Source organism: Nonomuraea sp. NPDC051191 (assembly GCF_044455665.1).
Classification (GTDB): Bacteria; Actinomycetota; Actinomycetes; order Streptosporangiales; family Streptosporangiaceae; genus Nonomuraea.
Genome location: NZ_JBITEZ010000001.1, coordinates 412,671 through 431,114, shown reverse-complemented (window position 1 = coordinate 431,114; position 18,444 = coordinate 412,671). Strand labels below are relative to the sequence as shown.

At 69.7% G+C, this 18,444-nt stretch carries 16 protein-coding genes; 4 read left to right on the top strand and 12 right to left on the bottom strand.

The window, feature by feature from the left end:
• Positions 1-103: 103 nt before the first annotated feature.
• Positions 104-1,150, bottom strand: a complete 1,047-nt coding sequence (locus tag ACIA8R_RS01930; RefSeq protein ID WP_397035962.1) for a threonine aldolase family protein — start codon at positions 1,148-1,150, stop codon at positions 104-106.
• A gap of 552 nt (positions 1,151-1,702) precedes the next feature.
• Between ACIA8R_RS01930 and ACIA8R_RS01925 the strand changes: the two genes are divergently transcribed.
• The gene (locus ACIA8R_RS01925) at positions 1,703-2,224 is read left to right on the top strand and encodes an RNA polymerase sigma factor (RefSeq protein ID WP_397035960.1); all 522 of its coding nucleotides are present in this window, start codon (positions 1,703-1,705) and stop codon (positions 2,222-2,224) included.
• On the top strand, positions 2,221-3,225 hold the full coding sequence (locus ACIA8R_RS01920) for a hypothetical protein (protein WP_397035958.1): 1,005 nt from the start codon (positions 2,221-2,223) through the stop codon (positions 3,223-3,225). Before ACIA8R_RS01925 ends, ACIA8R_RS01920 begins: the two co-directional genes overlap by 4 nt.
• A 128-nt stretch (positions 3,226-3,353) precedes the next feature.
• On the opposite strand, the gene ACIA8R_RS01915 is transcribed toward ACIA8R_RS01920, so the two are convergent.
• On the bottom strand, positions 3,354-4,310 hold the full coding sequence (locus tag ACIA8R_RS01915; protein WP_357693326.1) for a D-alanine--D-alanine ligase: 957 nt from the start codon (positions 4,308-4,310) through the stop codon (positions 3,354-3,356).
• A gap of 129 nt (positions 4,311-4,439) precedes the next feature.
• Positions 4,440-5,672 carry a PLP-dependent aminotransferase family protein gene (locus tag ACIA8R_RS01910; protein WP_357693547.1) on the bottom strand — a complete coding sequence of 411 codons (1,233 nt, stop codon included), beginning with the start codon at positions 5,670-5,672 and terminating at the stop codon, positions 4,440-4,442.
• A gap of 269 nt (positions 5,673-5,941) precedes the next feature.
• On the opposite strand from ACIA8R_RS01910, the gene ACIA8R_RS01905 reads away from it, so the two are divergent.
• On the top strand, positions 5,942-6,559 hold the full coding sequence (locus ACIA8R_RS01905) for a GNAT family N-acetyltransferase (RefSeq protein WP_357693328.1): 618 nt from the start codon (positions 5,942-5,944) through the stop codon (positions 6,557-6,559).
• A 77-nt stretch (positions 6,560-6,636) separates the two neighbouring features.
• On the opposite strand, the gene trxA is transcribed toward ACIA8R_RS01905, so the two are convergent.
• The 8 genes from trxA to ACIA8R_RS01865 all read right to left on the bottom strand — a co-directional run bounded on the left by trxA (position 6,637) and on the right by ACIA8R_RS01865 (position 15,589).
• Complete coding sequence (gene trxA, locus ACIA8R_RS01900) at positions 6,637-6,951, bottom strand: thioredoxin (protein ID WP_397035955.1); 315 nt, start codon at positions 6,949-6,951, stop codon at positions 6,637-6,639.
• A 10-nt stretch (positions 6,952-6,961) separates the two neighbouring features.
• A complete protein-coding gene (trxB, locus tag ACIA8R_RS01895; protein ID WP_357693331.1) occupies positions 6,962-7,894 on the bottom strand; it encodes a thioredoxin-disulfide reductase in 933 nt (310 codons plus the stop codon).
• Between the two features lie 124 nt (positions 7,895-8,018).
• Entirely contained in the window at positions 8,019-8,897 is an 879-nt protein-coding gene (locus tag ACIA8R_RS01890; protein ID WP_357693333.1) for a zf-HC2 domain-containing protein, read from the bottom strand.
• Positions 8,887-9,522: an RNA polymerase sigma factor SigM gene (gene sigM, locus ACIA8R_RS01885; protein ID WP_357693335.1), complete on the bottom strand. Its 636-nt coding sequence runs from the start codon at positions 9,520-9,522 to the stop codon at positions 8,887-8,889. Before sigM ends, ACIA8R_RS01890 begins: the two co-directional genes overlap by 11 nt.
• Positions 9,523-9,538: 16 nt before the next feature.
• A complete protein-coding gene (locus ACIA8R_RS01880) occupies positions 9,539-11,059 on the bottom strand; it encodes a protein kinase family protein (RefSeq protein WP_364083583.1) in 1,521 nt (506 codons plus the stop codon).
• A 230-nt stretch (positions 11,060-11,289) separates the two neighbouring features.
• Complete coding sequence (gene murJ / locus ACIA8R_RS01875) at positions 11,290-12,894, bottom strand: murein biosynthesis integral membrane protein MurJ (protein WP_357693339.1); 1,605 nt, start codon at positions 12,892-12,894, stop codon at positions 11,290-11,292.
• Positions 12,891-15,020 (bottom strand): DUF6049 family protein, encoded by a 2,130-nt coding sequence (locus ACIA8R_RS01870; protein WP_397035951.1) that lies wholly within the window; start codon positions 15,018-15,020, stop codon positions 12,891-12,893. The genes murJ and ACIA8R_RS01870 overlap by 4 nt, the downstream gene beginning before the upstream one ends.
• A 44-nt stretch (positions 15,021-15,064) precedes the next feature.
• A complete protein-coding gene (locus ACIA8R_RS01865) occupies positions 15,065-15,589 on the bottom strand; it encodes a YbaK/EbsC family protein (protein ID WP_397035949.1) in 525 nt (174 codons plus the stop codon).
• Positions 15,590-15,719: 130 nt separating this feature from the next.
• On the opposite strand from ACIA8R_RS01865, the gene ACIA8R_RS01860 reads away from it, so the two are divergent.
• Positions 15,720-17,144 carry a CCA tRNA nucleotidyltransferase gene (locus ACIA8R_RS01860; RefSeq protein WP_364083589.1) on the top strand — a complete coding sequence of 475 codons (1,425 nt, stop codon included), beginning with the start codon at positions 15,720-15,722 and terminating at the stop codon, positions 17,142-17,144.
• Here ACIA8R_RS01860 and ACIA8R_RS01855 read toward each other — a convergent pair.
• Positions 17,124-18,413 carry an MFS transporter gene (locus tag ACIA8R_RS01855; RefSeq protein ID WP_364083592.1) on the bottom strand — a complete coding sequence of 430 codons (1,290 nt, stop codon included), beginning with the start codon at positions 18,411-18,413 and terminating at the stop codon, positions 17,124-17,126. The two genes, ACIA8R_RS01860 and ACIA8R_RS01855, sit on opposite strands and share 21 nt — an antisense overlap.
• Positions 18,414-18,444 lie beyond the last annotated feature (31 nt).

Sequence of the window (18,444 nt, the reverse complement as noted above, 5' to 3'; positions counted from 1 at the left end):
TCTGTCTTGTTTCACGCCCTCGGCTGGGCGCTGTTTCACGTGAAACCCTGTCGGTTCTGAGCGGTGGGGAGGCGGGTGTTTCACGTGAAACGGCGCCGGGAGGCTAAGGGGTCGCTGCCTTGTAGAGGGCGGCCAGGAAGTCGTCCACGTGTTCTTCGGTGGTGTCGAAGGCGGTCATCCAGCGGACGGTGCCTGCGGGCTCGTCCCAGTAGTGGAAGAGGTAGTGCTGCCGGAGGGACTCGCTGATGGCGTGGGGGAGCGTGGCGAAGACGGCGTTGGACTCCACGGGGTAGGCCAGTGTCACGCCGGGGACGTCTGTGAGGCCGTTCGCCAGGCGGAGTGCCATCTGGTTGGCGTGCGAGGCGTTTCGGTGCCAGAGGCCGTCGGTCAGGAGGGCGGAGAGCTGAGCGGAGATGAAGCGCATCTTCGAGGCCAGTTGAAGCGACTGCCGTCGGAGGTACGGCACTGCGTCCGTCAGGGACGGGTCCAGGACGACCACCGCTTCGGCGGCCATGGCGCCGTTCTTGGTGCCGCCGAAGCTGAAGACGTCTACGCCTGCGTCCGTGGTGATGGCTTTCAGGGAGCAGTCGAGATGGGCGGCGGCGTTGGCGAGGCGGGCGCCGTCTACGTGGAGGCGTAGGCCGGCGGCGTGGGCTGTTTCGGCCAGAGCGGCGATCTCGGCGGGGGAGTAGCAGGTGCCCAGTTCGGTCACCTGGGAGATGGAGACGACCGTCGGCTGGGGCTCGTGGTGCTGGCCGATGAGGTTCAGGTGGGCCTTGATGTCGTCCGGGTGAAGCTTGCCCTGAGGGGTGGGGACGGTTCGGAGCTTCACCCCTAGAAGGCGTTCCGTGGCGCCTGTTTCGTGGGTGGCGATGTGGGCGGTGTCGGTGCAGAGGATGGCGTCGTAGCGGCCGAGCATGAGGGCCAGGCCGACCATGTTGGCGCCGGCTCCGTTGAGTACGGCGAAGCCTTCTGCTGTGGGGCCGAACGTTTCCTTGATCTTCTGCTCGAAGGTCGAGGTCCAGGTGTCGTCGCCGTAGGCGGGGGCGTCTCCTCGGTTGGCGGTGGTCATGGCGTTGAGGATGTCGGGGTGCACGCCTGCGTGGTTGTCGCTGGCGAAGCTCTTGGGGTGGGCGGGATTGATCGGCACACCGTAAGGCTATGCAAGGTGCTGGGGCGGGGGCGGGGAGGGGCGGGGTGGCTTCCGGGGGGGTGTTCTCGCTTCAGATGCCCGGTCCGTCCACGGTGGTGGTGTCGCCGTTGGCGTCGTGCTGACGCTTCAAGAGGGCAGGACGGCGTTGCCTGAAGCCTTAGGGCGGTTACGCGCAGAGGTAGGCGACCGCGAGCATCAAGGCACCGCAAGACGGTGGTGTCTGTCGGTGTGGGGGTGGAGGCGAGGTCGCCCTCGCGGTTGGGACGGAGATGGCGGAAGGCTGGTGACGCCGATGGCAACGGCTACGGCGAGGGTAGGGAACGGGATGGAGACCACGGGGTGAGGCTTCGGGAGAAAGCGTGCCCAGATAGGTGCGCAGGTGGGAAGCGTCTGCACGCGATCCGGAAGACCTTTGGGGAGAGGCGCGCTGAACCGGCGCCCAGTACAGGCGGGCGAAGAGAGCGGCGGCGCAGCGGCGTTCGTACATGACCAGGCGCGCGGACGCATCTCTGCGAGAAGTAATCAAGATTTCCTGGAAGGATCGCATGCTTGCGGGCAAACAGGGGTGTGATCACTGCTCCTGACGTCTTCGAGGTCGTCTTCGAAGCCCATTACGAGGAGATCCGGCGCTACATCGGGCGCAGGCTCGACCCCGGCGTGGCTGAGGATCTCGCCGCGGAGACGTTCCTCATCGCCTTCAGGCAACGTGAACGCTTCGACTCGGCCATGGGTGCGGTCAGGCCATGGCTGTACGGCATCGCGACCAACCTCATCGGCCGCCACCGGCGCGCCGAGGTGCGCAGGTACCGCGCCATGGCCCGGACGGGGCCGCCGCCTGACGACGAAGGACACGACCAGCGGATCGTGGACAGGCTCAGCGCGAGCGTGACGGTCGATCGGCTGGCCGGGGCGCTGGCGCGGCTGTCGAAGGGGGAGCGCGACGTGGTGCTCCTCATCGCGTACGGCGGGCTGGGCTACGACGAGGTGGCGGCGGCGCTCAGGATCGCCTCGGGGACGGTCGCGTCCCGGTTGAGCAGGGCCAGGACCAAGCTGCGTGAGGTGTTGCGATGAACGAGTTCCAGGTCATCGACTCGGTGATGCCCGATGTGCCGCCCCCGTCGGCCGGCCAGCTGGCGGCGGCGCGGGAGCGGGTACTCGCAGCCACCCGGGTGCCCCCTGCGTCCGGAGCGCGGGTGGGTAGACAGTCGTGGACGGGGATGGCGCTCGTCGCGGCGGCCGTCGCGCTCGTGGTCGGCGTGGTGGTGGCCCTCGTACCTCGACCTGCGGTGGAGCCGGTCGCGGTCACTCCCCTGCAGAAACTGGAAGCTGCGGCCGCCAGCTTGGCGGCGACGCCGGAGGCGAAGGGCCGCTACTGGCGACGCGACACCGAGCAGGTCATGCGGACGAAGAACGGCTATGCCTACAAGGTCGAGGAACGGGCCATGGAGGTCCTCGCCTTCGGGCCCGACCGCGAGGTCTACGGCTGGCACGAGCCGATCTCGTCGAAGCCGTACACGGCCGAGGGACTGAACGCGTGGCGACGGGACGGCTCCCCCCGGCTGTGCCCCGCGCGGGGGTGCGACAAGAACATGCCCGCATATTCCTCGGTGGACCTGGATGCGGGACTGGAGCTCGCCGATGGGCTGAACCCGACGCTGACGCAACTGCGGAGCCTCCCCGAGGAGCCGGCGGCGCTCAGGGAACGGCTGCTGGAAAGCTACGACCCCCATGCGGCCGCCGAGCGTGAGTCCTGGCTCGCGGGGGCCGCCTCGCGGCTCATCAACTCACCGGCGACGCCCGGCACCAGGGCTGCCGCCTATCTTCTCCTGGCGAAGGCGCCGGGCATCAAAGTGGTCGACGATGTTCCCGGGACGTTCCGGCTCGACGGGCTGGCCCTCCAATCCAAGGAGGAGCAGATCGTGATTGACCGCAGGACCGGCCGATTCCTCGGGAGGCAACGGCTGACTCCGGAGGGCGTCGCCTGGAGCGCCGAGATCGTCAGGAAGGCGGGCTGGAGCGATGTGCGGCCGGCGCCGCCTGCCGGATGCGTCCGCTGTACGGCCCGGCTCTAGAACACGCGTAGTGGATCGCGGTGCGGTGAGCACTGCGTCCCGGCTGGGCGGGCGAGGGGGTGCGGACTCGCGAGAGCAGCTGGGGCTCGGGAGGCGAGAGCCCGGGCGAGCCCGCAATCCCCGCACGGTCAGGGGCGGGGGCGGTTGGCGGCGTTCTGGAGGAGGGTGCGGCAGAGGTCGCCGAGGTCGCGGCCCGCCGCCTCCGCCGCCATCGGCAGCAGCGACGTCTCCGTCATCCCCGGCGCCACGTTCACCTCAAGGAAGTGCGGGTCGTCGGCCGCGTCCACGATCAGGTCGGTACGGGAGATGTCCCGCAGCCCCAGCGCCGTGTGCGCCGTCACGGCCATCTGCGCGCAGGCTTCGGCGGCGGCCGTGGAGAGGCGGGCGGGGGCGAAGAACTCGGTGTGCCCGGCCGTGTAACGAGCCGCGTAGTCGTAGACGCCGGCGTCGGGGACGATCTCCACGGCGGGCAGCGCCACGGGCCCCTCGCCCAGGTCGACGACCGAGACCGACACCTCGACCCCCTCGACGTACCGCTCGATGAGGGCGGTGTCGCCGTAGGCGAAGCAGCCGACCATGGCGGCGGGCAGGTCTTCGGCCGTACGGACGATGGAGGCCCCGAGGGCCGAGCCGCCGCGCGCGGGCTTGACGAACAGCGGGAGGCCGAGCCGGTCGATGATGCGGCCGAGCACGACGGTGGCGCCGAGGTCGTGGAAGGTCTCCCGGGGGAGGGTGACGGACTCGGGGGTGCGCAGCCCGACCGAGCGTACGACGGCCTTGGCGGTGGGCTTGTCGAAGGCCACCCGGCAGGCGTCGGGGCCGGCGCCGACGTAGGGGACGTCGAGGAGTTCGAGCACGGAACGGATCGCGCCGTCCTCGCCCGCGCCGCCGTGGAGGGTGACGAACACCGCCTCCGGCGGGTCGGCGAGGATGGCGGGCACGAGGGAGGCGTCGGTGTCGCGGGCCTCCACGTCGATGCCCGTGGCGCGCAGCACCTCGCTCACCCGGCGGCCGGAGCGCAGGGACACCTCCCGCTCATAGGAGAGGCCCCCGGCCAGCACGAGCACGTGGCCCAGATCGCTCATCACATCTCCTCCGCTGATCGTACGCGTCCAACCGTACCGGCGGCTGGCGGCGAATGGTGTAGGTGAGGCCCGCACACGAGTACGGCCGGCGTCCCCGTCCCCGGGGAGCGCCGGCCGTACCGAGGAAAGCTAGGCCAGTTCGGGCCCCGGAGTGTCGACGCCGACCCGATCGGGACCGGAGCCGGTGCCGAACATGTCCCGGAGCTGCATCTCCTGCTCGATCACCCCGGACAGGCGTCGTACGCCCTCGCGGATGCGGTCGGGCTCGGGGAAGCAGTAGGACAGGCGCATGTGCCGGGCGCCGCTGCCGTCGGAGAAGAACCCGGTGCCGGGGACGAACGCCACCCGCTCGGCCACGGCCCGCGGCAGGATCGCCTTGGAGTCGAGCCCCTCGGGCAGGGTCGCCCAGACGAAGAAGCCGCCGGCCGGACGGGTCCAGGTGACCTCGGGCGGCATCAGGGCCTCCAGGGAGTCCAGCATGGAGTCGCGCCGCTCGCGGTAGAGCTCCTTGAAGGACTTGATCTGCTCCCGCCACGGCTGCGTGGCCAGGTATTGGCCCACGGCGAGCTGCGTGAACACCGAGTGCGACAGCACGGCCGACTCCATGGCCAGGATCAGCTTGTCGCGGATGGCGTGCGGCGCGAGCGCCCAGCCGACGCGGAAGCCGGGGGCGAGCGTCTTGGAGAACGACCCCAGGTAGACCACGCCGTCGGGGTTGTCGGCCCGCAGGGCGCGCATGGGCTCGCCGTCGAAGCCGAGCAGCCCGTAAGGGTTGTCCTCGATGACGAGGATCCCGGCGCGCTGGCAGATGTCGAGCACCTGCTGCCGCCTGGCCAGGTTCAGCGTGACGCCGGCCGGGTTCTGGAAGGTCGGGATCGTGTAGAGGAACTTGACGGGCGCTCCGGCGGTCTCCAGCGCGTAGATGGTCTGCGCCAGCGACTCGGGCACGATGCCCTGATCGTCCATGGCGATGTGGACCACTTTGGCCTGGTAGGCGGAGAACGTCCCAAGGGCCCCGACGTACGAGGGGCCCTCGGCGAGCACGACGTCACCCGGGTCGATGAAGATCCGGGTGATCAGGTCGAGCGCCTGCTGTGAACCGACGGTGACGACGACGTCGTTCGCCCCGGCCTCGATCCCCTCCAGCCGCATGACCTCGCAGATCTGCTCGCGCAGATGCGGGTCACCCTGGCCGGAACCGTACTGCAGCGCGACCGTGCCGCGCGTGGTGACCAGGTCGGAGACCAGCTCGCCGACCATGTCGAGGGGGAGCGCCGTGACGTACGGCATGCCGCCGGCGAGCGAGACCACCTCGGGTCTCGACGCGACGGCGAAGAGAGCTCGAATCTCGGAGGCGACCATCCCGGTAGCTCGTGCGGCGTACCGGTCGACGTAGGCGTCGATGCGCGACCCATGGGTCGCGGGTGTCTGACCGTGATTCAGCTCTTCCGTCACGGCCCACCTCCTAGGTGTCATATCGGACCGAAATACCAGATTACGCCAGTCGGAGATGTCCTTCGTGACCGGGCTCGACCGTCGTGGTATCCGCTGGCTGCATCTTCACTGAGCTACCATGCCACCAACGGACGCGGTTTTCGCGCGCTTTTCTGGGTCGACGATAGGGGCCGTAGTTGTCGCGCCGGCTGGTCAACATAACCCTGGACAATCTCGAAGATCTGCCACGCCGTTGCCGGCGGTGCGTGTTCTGGGAGCTGGATCCCGTCAGTGGCGAGCGCGCCGTGCACTCGGGCGACTCCGGGCTGGAGAAGGAGGCCTGGATCTCGGGCACGCTGCTGGAATGGGGGAGCTGCGGGAAAATCGCCTATGTCGACGGGGTTCCGGCCGGGTTCGTCCTCTACAGCCCGCCGCTCTACAGCCCGCGTTCGCTGGCCTTCCCCACCTCGCCGGTGAGCGCCGACGCGGTGCTGCTGATGACGGCCCACATCATCCCCGAGTTCTCGGGCGGCGGGCTGGGCCGGATGCTCATTCAAGGCGTGGCCAAGGACCTGACCAGGCGCGGTGTGAAGGCCATTGAGGCGTTCGGCGACCTGAAGTGGGAAGAGCCTAGTTGTGTAGTTCCTGCTGAATACTTGCTTTCTGTGGGTTTTAAGACGGTTCGACCGCATTTGCGGTTTCCGCGGTTGCGTTTGGAGCTGAAGAGCGCCATCTCGTGGCGTGAGGACGTCGAGGTGGCCCTCGAACGCCTTCTGGGGTCCATGAGCCCGGAGCGCGCCCTTCGTCCCGTCTGACGGCTCTTGGGCGCCTGAGAAGGGCAAGCGAAAGCCCCCCGCGGGCACCGCCGCAGGGGGCTTCGACAGGAGGGCGACTAGATGATGCCTTCGAGCTCGCGCAGCAGCATGGCCTTCGGCTTGGCGCCGATGATCTGCTTCACGACCTCGCCCCCCTTGTAGACGTTCATCGTGGGGATCTGGAGCACACCGTACTGACGGGGAACCTCGGGGTTCTCGTCGATGTTCAGCTTGACGATCTCAAGCTTGTCGCCGTACTCGTTCGAGATCTCCTGAAGGATGGGCGCGACCTGACGGCACGGGCCGCACCACTCGGCCCAGAAGTCGACCAGCACAGGCTTGTCGCTCTTGAGGACCTCGGTCTCGAACGTGGCGTCGGTAACTGCCTTCACGGTGCGCTCCTTACTTCTCGTTGTTGGCCAGCCAGCGCTCGGAGTCGAGCGAGGCGGCGCAGCCGGTGCCGGCCGCGGTGATGGCCTGGCGGTAGGTGTGGTCGACGACGTCGCCGGCCGCGAACACGCCGTCGATGTTGGTGGCGGTCGACGGCGAGGCGACCTGGATGTACCCGTTCTCGTCGAGGTCGATCTGGCCCTTGACCAGGTCGGTGCGGGGGTCGTGACCGATGGCCAGGAACAGCGCGTCGGTCGCCAGCTCGCACTCCTCGCCGGTCTTGACGTTACGCAGCTTGACCGCCTCGACCTTGGTGTCGCCGAGCACGTCGACGACCTCGGAGTCCCAGACGAAACGGATCTTCTCGTTGGCGAACGCGCGCTCCTGCATGATCTTGCTGGCGCGCAGCTCGCCACGGCGGTGCACGACCGTCACCATGCGCCCGAACCGGGTCAGGAACGTCGCCTCCTCCATGGCGGTGTCGCCGCCGCCCACGACCACGATGTCCTTGTTGCGGAAGAAGAAGCCGTCGCAGGTGGCGCACCAGGACACGCCGTGGCCGGACAGGCGCTTCTCGTTCTCCAGGCCGAGCTCGCGGTAGCCGGAGCCCATGGTCAGGATGACCGACTTGGCGTAGTAGGTGTCGGTGTGGGTCTTGACGACCTTGGGGTTGGCCTCCAGGTCGACCTCGACCACGTCGTCGGCCACCAGCTCGGCGCCGAAGCGCTCGGCCTGCTTGCGCAGGTTGTCCATCAGGTCGGGGCCCATGATGCCGTCGGGGAACCCGGGGAAGTTCTCCACGTCGGTGGTGTTCATGAGGGCGCCACCCGCCGTCACGGAGCCCTCGAAGACCAGCGGCTTGAGTTCGGCGCGCGCGGAGTAGACGGCCGCGGTGTAGCCCGCAGGGCCCGACCCAATGATGATCACGTTACGAACGTCGCTCAACGCTCCCACGCCTTCCTCGTCTGCTGTTTGCTTCGGGCTCAACAGATCCTAGGCCGCGCTGATTCCCGCCCCTGCCAGCGAAACGAAAGAGCCCGCCGAAGCGGGCTCTGACGTGGGCTTTCGATTACCAGCGGCCCAATGTGGGCTTCCGCAGGTTCTTGCAGTTGAACGGGTCGACGATGTCGATGCGCAACTTCTTGGCGGCCTCGTCCTTCCAGGAGGCCACGACCAGCGCCTCCTGGCCGTTGTACTGGCCCTGGTCGACGGCGAACGTCTGCAGCTTGGAACGGGCGGCCACCTTGGCGACGCATCGGTCGACCCTGGCGGTGTCCGGGGAGCCTTCGAGGGCGGCCGGAGCCGCGCCGAAGTACCCGAGCAGCGGCTGGCGCAGCTCCCGGTCGCTGTAGTTGTAGTTGCTGTCGGTCAGGGCGTAGGCCCTCGCCCGCTGGTGGGACGGCTTCGACGATGTCGTCGACTCGGCCACCGTGGGCCCGGACGAACCGCCCGGTCCGCTTCCACCGGCCAGCAACCCGCCCGAGAGCGCCAGCGTGCCGACCACCACCGCGGCCGCCGCCGACGCCGCCACGGCGGGCATGGCCCACCTGCGCCGCCTGGAGGACCTGGTCCGGGCCGGGACGATGGTGCCGTCGTCGGAGACCACCCCGAGACGCGCCGGCTCGGGGACCTCCGCCGCCGGCTGCTCCCACGGCGCGTCCCGCATGAGCCTGTCCCAGTCAGGTGCCTCCACGAGGCCGACACCCCCGCGGGGGGACTCCGCCTCGGCGGCCAGCGCCTTGTCGATGCGCAGTGCGACGCCCATCGGCATTGCCGGTGTAGCGGTCGCCGCGAGCACCTCGCGAACCGCCGCCAGGTCTGCCAGAAGCTCCCCACAGGGGTCGCAGACCGCGAGATGCTCGCGGACCCGGCGTGCCGTCGCGGCGTCCAAGAGGTCCTCTGCCAGCTCGGCCAGGACCTCAAGATCGTAGTGCGTATCACCCGTCACGAAGTTCTGCTCCCTTCGCGGATGAGACGCGATTGAGGTCCGAACGGTTCCGCAGATGCGAAAGAATTGGGGCAAGTTTCGCGCGGCCCCGCGCGCATCTGCTCTTCACGGTGCCGCTGGGCACCTCAAGCACTTGAGCTGCGTCTTCGACTGAATAGCCCATCATGTCCACGAGCACGAGAGCCGCCCGCTGGTCGGTGGGCAGCAGTTTCAGAGCCGCCGAAACCTCCATCGAGACCTCGCGCTCGACGGTCTGGTCGGGGAGCGGGCTGTCCCGCTCGGCGGCCTCGATCAGTTCGTCGTCGGCCACCGGCCGGACGGACTTGCGCCGCATCCGGTCGAGACAGGCGTTGACGACGATGCGGTGGAGCCAGGTGGTCACGGCCGCCTCGCCTCGGAACGAGGCAGCCTTGCGATATGCGGAGACGAACGCGTCCTGAACGGCGTCCGCCGCTTCGTCAGGGTCACCGAGAGTACGCAACGCGACCGCCCACATGCGGTCACGGTGCCGTTTGACGATCTCGCTGAACGCGTGTGGATCCCCGTTGATGTGCGCGGTGAGCAGCTCGGCGTCTGTGATCGCCGGCCGTTCCGCTGCTGAGGGTGTCTCGGGTGGGGAGTTCACAAGAGAGATTCCTGATTTATGCCGATCCGGGAGAATGCACCACTACTTCATAGATGGTGCCACGAAACTGGCCTGCATCCGCCGGAACGCGCGTAAACCAGATCAAAACGTACCGACCGGTTGCCGGTTCCCCGGGAGTGAGGGTGGTCTTGCCCGAGGCGGACTTCTCGGTCGCCACGGTCTTGAGCGAACCGAGTTCGGGGGAGTCGCCGACCTTCAACTCGACGCTCGCGCCCTCGGTCTTGGCCAGCGTAGCCACCACGTCGCTGATCTGCATGGACTTGCCCATGTCGAGCAGCAGGCCGACGCCCTTCTTGAGGTTGCCCAGCTCGGCGCTGCCGTAGCTCTGGGTCGTCCAGGCCGTGCCGGGCTTGCCGTCGATGGCCTGGCCCGCGATGTCGGACTTCTCGTCGCCGTCGTCGCCGAGCGGGTCGAAGCCCTTGGCCTTGTCCGGCTTGACGGCCTGCGTCGAGGCCGCGGCGGAGGACTTGCCGGTGGTGGGGACGACCGACGCCTCCGGTGTGGCGGGGCTGCCGAGGCTGCGGCCGATCGTCCAGGCCCCGACGCCCACGGCGGCGATGACCAGCAGCACCACCAGGGTCATCAGCACCCGGTTGAGCACGTTGCCGCCACCCTGGTTGGGGGGACGGCGCGGCACGGTCGGCAGGGGCGGCGGCATGGTGCGCTGCTGCCGGTGGGCGATGTCGAGGCCCTCGGTGTGCGAGGCGGAGGCGACCGCCGGCGTCGAGGGGTAGGAGATCGCGATCGGCATGGGCCTGGCCACGTCGGCCAGTGCCTCGGCGACCTCGGACGGGCTCGACAGCGCGCCCTGGCCCTTGCGCGACTCGGGAAGGCAGGCGCGGACGGTAACCGTGTCCAGATAAGTCGGGACACCGGCGGTGACCTGTCGCGGCGAGCAGAAGTGGCCGTCGCTCATGGGGGCGGCGGGCAGGCCGCCCTCCTCCTCGTCGCCGGGCCAGTGGCCGGTCAGGCCGGCGTACAACAACCGGCCCAGCCCCTCGGCGTCGTCGAGGGCGGGCTGGTCGGTGGTGAGCCCGGACAGGGCGGCGTCGACGGCCACGCCGAGCACTTTGACCGTGTTGCCCGTCGTCCACACCAGGTGGGACGGGCGCAGGCACAGGTGGTAGAGCTTGGCCTCGTGGGCGTGCGCCAGGGCCTCGGCCGCCTCGGCCACCAGACCGGCCGCGCGTTCGGGCTCCAGCGGGCCGCCGGCCAGCAGGTCGGTCAGGGAATCGCCGGTGACCCACTCGCTGACCACGTAGGAGTGGTCGTCGTCCTCGGCGGCGTCGAACACCTGCGTCAGGCGCGGGTCGGTGAGCCGGCTCGCGGCACGGGCGGCGGTGACGACCTCGTGCACGCGCGGGAAGTCGGGGCCGAACGTGTGCACCGCCACCGGCCGCGCGAGGATCTCGTCGATCGCCTTCCACAGGGTCGCGCCGTCGGACTCGCTGACGCGGTCCTCCAGCCGGAAGCGCTCGGCCAGTCGGGTGCCGGGTTCCACGGCCGACGTGCTCACAGGCTCTCTCCGCTAGGCCGATCGGGCGTGCTCATGACTCGACTCACCTGCGTGGTGGTGTCCCACGTAGGCACGCTATGCCGGGTGGATCCGCCCACGCCCCTCCTGCTTCCATTCGCGCGCGTAGGGCACCATGGTAGTGCCGAGTCGATTCCGCCCGCGTTCTTTGCCAACCGGAAACTCGTCAGCCGTCGTGGTCAAGTCCGTCCATATGGCGGATTTCCCAATTACTACCGACCTACGCGTCTCGCGACCATACCAACGAGTGAGTTGACCTCCGCTATGCGCATCCTGTGGGCGACGGCGAGATAGAGCAACAGGCCCAGGCCACCGCCCACCGCCAGGACGATCAGCGAGTTGACGAAGCCCAGACCGCCGAAGATCTGCGTGACCACCCAGACCGTGAGCAGCCCCAGCACGGCCGTGGGCAGGGACGCCAGGTACATCCTGGTCAGAGCCGTGCCGATGGTCCAGCCGCCCAGGCCCTGCACCCGGCGGCTGGCCAGCGTCCAGGCCAGGACCGCGCCCAGCCCGTACGCGATGGCGTACGCGAGCGCCAGCCCCATCACGGCGTAGCGGGCGGGCAGCAGGACGAAGAAGATGATCATGAGCAGTGCGTTGACCGCGGTCGTGCCGGCCCCCACGAACACCGGCGTACGGGTGTCGCCGAAGCTGTAGAACACCCGCAGCAGGAGCTGGAACACCGCGAACGGCACCAGCGCCAGGCCGTAGACCTGGAGGACGTTCCCGATGTAGACGGCATCGGCGACGCTGTTGGCGCCGTGGCCGTAGATCGGCACGGTGATCGCCGGCCCGAGCACCATCAGCAGCAGCGAGACCGGCACCATGAGCGAGCAGATGAGCCGCACGCTCGACCCGAACTCGGTGCGCACGTCGTCGAGCCGGCCCTCGCCCACCGCCCGGCTCATCCGGGGCAGCATCGCGGTGATCACCGAGACGCCGATGATCCCGTACGGGAGCTGGAAGAGCTGGAACGCCAGCGTGTACGGGCTGATGCCGTGCCCGGCCACCTCGTTGCCCGCCGAGCTGGCCAGGTTGGTCGTCAGCATGAACCCGAGCTGGGTGACCACGACGTAGCCGATGGTCCAGACCCCGGCCCTGCCCATCTCGCCCAGCCGCGCGTTGCGCACGTCGAAGCGCGGCACGAACGAGAACCCCACGCGCCTGAGCGCGAAGATCAGCACCACCGCCTGGGCGACGATGCCCGCCGTGGTGCCGAGGCCGAGCAGCGCGAGGTCGCCGGTGGTGACCGCGTCGATGTCGGAGCCGCTGCCGACGACGGCGTAGGCCAGGAACACGCAGATGACGACCAGGTTGTTGAGCACCGGCGCCCACATGGGGGCGCCGTAGCGGTCGCGGGTGTTGAGGATGGCGCCCGCGACCGCGCCGATCCCGAAGAAGGCCAGCTGCGGCAGGATGAACCGGGCCAGCATGACCGCGGTCTCGAACTTGGGGGTGCCGCGGTCCCAGTCGGTGTAGAGGTCGATGAGCAGCGGCGCGCCCAGCACGGCGAGCGCCGCCACCACGACCAGCACGGCGGTGGCCAGCGTCAGCAGGCGCTGCTCGTAGGCCCGCCCGCCGTCGGCGTCGTGCTGCTGCGCCCGGACGATCATCGGCACCACGACGCTGCTCAGCACGCCCAGCAGCAGCAGGTCGAGGATGCTGTACGGGATCGCGTAGGCCGCGTTGTAGGAGTCGCCCAGCGCCGCGGTGCCGATGGCGTAGGCCAGCACCATCGTGCGGGCGAACCCGGTGACCCTGGACACCATCGTGCCCGCCGCCATGATGGCGCTGGCCCGCAACATACGGCTCATACGGTCTCATTCTCCCGGGATTTGCCCGCCCGCGCGAGCCGTCGCTCCGACCTTCGGCGCAGGATCCGCGTCACGACGGCGGCGAGCATCACCGTCAGCGCGGCGCCCACGATGACCAGGGCGATGCCGGTGTAGCCGGTGGTGCGGATGGTCAGTCGCTGCGGCTTGCCGTAGGGCAGGTTGTCGACCGTGCGCAGTTGCACGGTGACGGTGGCGTCGCCGCTGGTGGTGGCGTTCATGCTCACCTGGAGCGTGCCGCTCTGGTTGCCGCCGATCACCAGCGGCTCGATCGGCGCCGGCGGCGACAGGATCTGCAACCGCGCGCGGTCGTTGGACTTGACGTCGATGTAGAGGGTGACGGGTTTGTCCAGCGAGTTCTTCACGCTGATGGGCACCACGCCGTTGCTGCCGGCGAGCGTGCGCGGCGCGTCGGTGATCTGGATCTTGTCGATCTGGTCGTCGACCGCCGTGCCGACCAGCTTGGTCACCACCCGGCCCGCGCGGGTGTTGTTGCGCCAGGCGGACGAGGTGAGCCTGAGCACCGCGGCGTCGAAGGCCGAGGGCGCCTTGGCCCCGGTGATCGACGCGGTGAGCTGCGCCTGCGACGCGACCTCCCGGACGGGGGCCAGGTACTTGGCGCTCAGCTCCTCCTTGCGGTCCTGCTCGGTGTACGTGAGCCCGGCCCGCGGCGTCGCCGTCTTGCTCGGCTTGATCGAGTCGAGCGTGGTCATCGACAGCCACGGCAGTTTGCGGGCGGTCTTCAGCAGGCTGGTGACCAGCGTCGGGTTGGGGTCCCAGCGGCGCGACGGCGCGACGACCAGCGACCGCGGCTCGACCTGCCCGGCCTCGGCGGCGATCATCGCGGTCTCGGCGATGAAGCGCTGGGTGCTGAGCAGGACCGTGGTGGGCGCGGTCGGCTCGAACAGCCGGCTCAGCTCGGCGTCGGCGACCAGTGCCTTGACCGGCCCGGCGACGGTGTCGAGCATGGCGGCGGCGTCGGGCGTGTGGGTGACCGGCGGCTGCGGCGGCAGGTTGGTGGAGTTGAGCAGGACGGTGGTGACCTTGCCGGGGCTGACCGAGAGCAGGTCGAGGGCATCGGCATCGAGGACGCCCGCGGGCGGCCAGTTGATCGACGTCTGCGTGTTGCGGTTGAGCAGCGCCCTGGCGGTCTGGCCGCCGAGCTCGATGGCCCGGCCGGGCTGCGCGTCGAGCCCCTGATGGGCCAGGGCCGTCACGTCGGGGTCGGCGTACGGGGTGGCGATCACGGGGGAGGCGGCCAGCGCCGTGCTCATGGTGGTCAGCCAGGTGCCGGCGGTGTCGTTGGCCGGTTTGCCCTCGGTGCCGTCCTTGGTCTTGACGTGGTAGCCCTTGGTCATCGCCTTCAGGTCGTCGAGCAGCGACGGCTCGACGAACCAGGTGACGCTCTTCGGCGCCTCCTGCGCGATGCGGGCCAGGTCGGCCAGGCGGCCCTTGCCGCTGAGCGACTGGCTCAGCTTGTCGTCGACGAACAACGTCTCGTCGGAGCCCCGGTGGGGCTGGTCGATGACGGGCAGGGCGACGGCGAGCTTGTTGCGCGGCGGCTTCGGCGTGGTGGGCGGGGCATAGGTGAGGAACGTGCGCTGCGCGCTGATCGGCACTTCGTTCTGGGAGACGTCGACGGCGACCCGGTAGACGCCGAACGCCTGGTAGCCGAGCTGGACCGGGGTCGCGGTGAACGTCCAGGTGGCCTGCCCGCCCACGGCCAGGGCCGGGACGTCCATGGCCGAGGTGCGGGACACGTTGGCGGGCAGGGTGGCGATGTTCTGGTCGCTCTGGTAGGCGGCCATGGAGGCGCGGTCGAAGAAGCGTTCGCCCGTGTAGCGCAGGCGTACGCGGAGGGGGCCGAGCGCGGTCCCGGTGTCGTTGCGGACCGTGCCGGTGAACTTGATCTCGTCGGTCGGACTGGTCGCCACCTGTGGCGTGATCGACGTGATGGAGACGGAGAGCGTCTCCCGTGCCGCCGCCGTGGCGGCGGAGTCGGGCGCCGCCGCCACCATGGCAGCGGAGTTCGGCGCCGCCGCCACCAAGGGGGCGAGCGACGCGGCGGACATCACGGCGAGCAGCGCGGCCTTACGGATCACGCGCATGCCAGGGCTGGGGTACGACGGCGCACGCCCGCAATGGTACGGGTTCAGTGCCGCGGCGCGACCGCCTCGCGGGTGCTCCGCGGTCGCGGCACCCGCAGGTCGACCGTCTTGCCGGTGAGAAGATTCAGCAGGTCGAGCGCACGAAGACAGAGCGCGGTGTGCCTTTCCCCGGTGGCGGTGAAGACGGCCGCGTCGTCGGCGACGAGCCGGTCGTCGATGAGCACCGGCAGCGACTCCGGCAGCAGCAGCGGGCAGACGAGCCCGCCGGTGTAGTCGGTGGCCGAGTTGACCAGGAAGGCCGGGGCCGGGCGCACCTGGCGGGCCCCCAGCAGGCCCCCGACGACGCCGGGCTGGGGCGGGGCCGCCGCCGTGGAGACGACGGCGACGACGACCTCGCTGCCGATCCTGGTGGCGACGTCGAACACGGTGACCACGACGCACCGCCCGGGTGCCGCGGAGACCGTCTCCGGCAGTTCCTCCGCGCAAGTCATGGGGCGCGGAAGGCGTACGATCTCATGATGGACCTGGTGTGCGAGGAGCCAGCGGTGGATCGCGAGGGCGTCCTTCATGAAGTCCTCCTCCGTCTCGCCCTGTTCCATGGCCCCCGACGGTCCCCAGACCGACGGTAACCCGGACCTGATGTGGCTCGGGGGATATGTTCCGGAATCGAAGGACCGACAGGGTTTGTCCGACTCAACAATGACCGAAAGCCAGCAGCGGGCGATGCACGACCTGTTCCGCAAGATCGCACCGGTGGCCGACGAGCTCGGCCGCCTGTTCGCCGACCACGGGCACGAGCTGGCCCTCGTCGGCGGGCCCGTGCGCGACATCCTGCTGGGCCGCGTCGGCAACGACCTCGACCTGACCACCGACGCCAACCCCCACAGGGTGCTCGACGTCGTCAGGGACTGGGCCGACTCCGTGTGGACGATCGGCATCGACTTCGGCACCGTCGGCCTGCGCAAGGGCAACTGGCTGATCGAGATCACGACGTACCGGAGCGAGTCCTACGACCCCAAGTCGCGCAAGCCCGAGGTCGCCTACGGCGAGACCCTGGAGGCCGACCTTGAGCGTCGCGACTTCGCGGTCAACGCCATGGCGGTACGCCTGCCCGGCCACGAGTTCGTCGACCCCTACGGCGGCCTGAACGACCTGCGCGCCAAGCTGCTGCGCACCCCCGGCACCCCCGAGCGCTCGTTCGCCGACGACCCGCTGCGCATGCTCAGGGCCGCGCGGTTCGCCTCCCAGCTGGGCTTCGGCGTCGACCGGGCCGCCCTGGCGGCGATGACCGCGATGGCCGAGCGCATCGAGATCGTCTCGGCCGAGCGCATCCGCGACGAGCTCGACAAGCTGATCTGCGGCGCCAACCCGCGCGAGGGCCTGCGCCTGCTGGTGGAGACCGGCCTGGCCGCCCACGTGCTGCCCGAGCTGCCCAAGCTGCGCCTGGAGATCGACGAGCACCACCGGCACAAAGACGTCTACGAGCACTCGCTGACCGTCCTCGACCAGGCCATCGCCCAGGAGGAGGACGGCAAGCCCGACCGCATCCTGCGCTGGGCCGCGATCCTGCACGACATCGGCAAGCCCAAGACCCGGCGCCACGAGGCCGGCGGGCGGGTGTCGTTCCACCACCACGAGGTGGTCGGCGCGCAGATGACGAAGAAGCGCATGACCGAGCTGAGGTTCCCCAAGGACGTCGTGGCCGACGTCTCCCAGCTCGTCGAGCTCCACCTGCGCTTCCACGGCTACGGCACGGGGGAGTGGACCGACAGCGCGGTGCGCCGCTACGTCCGCGACGCCGGCCCCCTGCTCGGCCGCCTGCACAAGCTGACCAGGGCCGACTGCACCACGCGCAACAAGCGCAAGGCGGCGGCGCTGTCGCGCACCTACGACCAGCTCGAAGAGCGCATCTCCCGGCTGGCCGAGGAGGAGGAGCTGGCCAAGATCCGGCCCGAGCTCGACGGCAACGAGATCCAGGCCGTCCTCGGTGTGGGCCCCGGGCCCGTGGTGGGCCGGGCGTACAAGTTCCTGCTCGACCTCAGGCTGGACAAGGGCGTGCTCGGCAAGGAGGCGGCCACCCAGGCGCTGCTCGACTGGGCGAGGTCACACGACCTGGGAGCGTGAGGACGACGTCGTGACCATCCGGTAGACCAGCGCCGCCACGGGGTAGCCGACCGCGATGATCACGACGGCCAGGTACGACTTGCCGTTGGGCGGCAGGATCGCCGCCGAGAGCGCGGCGGCCAGCACGTACATGCCGTTGAAGAGCATGTCGTAGATCGAGAAGGCGCGGCCGAGATAGGCGTCCTCGACGTCGCGCTGGACGGTCGTGTCGGCGCAGATCTTGACGCTCTGCCCGGCCACGCCCAGCACGAAGCCGGCCACCGGCAGCCCCCACGTCTGGAACGGCAGGACGAACGCCCCCGCCAGCACGCCGGCCGAGGACAGCGCGATGACCACCCAGCGGCCGATCCCGAACCGCTCGGTCGCGTACGGGGTGATGATCACCGCGAGGAAGTAGCCGAAGCCGGAGGTGGCCACCACCAGGCTGATCCCGCGCAGCGCGGCGTCGGGATCGCCGTCGGTGAAGTAGTAGCGGTAGAGGATGATGCCGAGGGCGGTGGCCATGCCGTACAGGAAGCGGTGGGCGGCCATCGCGCCCATGGTCGCGGCGGCGTCGCGGTGGCTCGCCAGGTGCCTGGCGCCGTCGACCAGGCCCACGACCACGTTGCGCAGCGCCTCGCGGGCCTGCGGCTGGCCGGGGTCGTAGGAGGGGCCGAGCAGCGCGCGGTCCATCGTGCGGGCGACCAGGGCGCTCAGCCCGAACATCACGCCCGACACGACCAGCAGCAGCGCGATGCCCGCGTCGCCGTCGCCGAACACCTCACGCAGCAGGAACCCGACGCCCGCGCCGACGAACGTGACCACGGTGCCGCAGGTCGGCGTCACCGCGTTGGCCGCCATCAGCCGGTCGGACGGCACCACGTGCGGCAGCGAGGCGCCGAGCGCGGCCAGGAAGAACCGGTTGACGCCGAGCACGCCGAGCGCGGCCGCGTAGAAGACGGGGTCGGGCGCGTCGGCGGCGACCAGCCCGGCGGCGACCAGCAGCAGCCCCCCGCGCACGAAGGGCGCGATGACGAGGATCTGCCGCCGCGACCACCGGTCGATGAACACCCCGACGAACGGCCCGAGCACGCTGTACGGCAGGAACAGCACGGCGAGGCCCGCGGCCACCGCAAGGGCGGTCGTCTGCTTCTCGGGGCTGAAGAACGCGAAGTTCGTGACGCCGAACTGGAAGATCCCATCGGAGAACTGGGAGACCAGCCGCGTGCTGAACAGCCGTCGGAAGTCACGGCCTTGAAGGACGACGCGGAGATCGGCGACGAATGACACCCCGTCAGCCTAGCCCCGAGTGCCTGAACTA

Bases quoted from the DNA above. Each gene is read 5' to 3' on its own strand.
- ACIA8R_RS01920 (WP_397035958.1), top strand. From the start codon at position 2,221: ATGAACGAGTTCCAGGTCATCGACTCGGTGATGCCCGATGTGCCGCCC.
- ACIA8R_RS01915 (WP_357693326.1), bottom strand. From the start codon at position 4,310: ATGAGCGATCTGGGCCACGTGCTCGTGCTGGCCGGGGGCCTCTCCTAT.
- ACIA8R_RS01910 (WP_357693547.1), bottom strand. From the start codon at position 5,672: ATGGTCGCCTCCGAGATTCGAGCTCTCTTCGCCGTCGCGTCGAGACCC.
- murJ (WP_357693339.1), bottom strand. From the start codon at position 12,894: ATGAGCCGTATGTTGCGGGCCAGCGCCATCATGGCGGCGGGCACGATG.
- ACIA8R_RS01870 (WP_397035951.1), bottom strand. From the start codon at position 15,020: ATGCGCGTGATCCGTAAGGCCGCGCTGCTCGCCGTGATGTCCGCCGCG.
- ACIA8R_RS01865 (WP_397035949.1), bottom strand. From the start codon at position 15,589: ATGAAGGACGCCCTCGCGATCCACCGCTGGCTCCTCGCACACCAGGTC.
- ACIA8R_RS01860 (WP_364083589.1), top strand. From the start codon at position 15,720: ATGACCGAAAGCCAGCAGCGGGCGATGCACGACCTGTTCCGCAAGATC.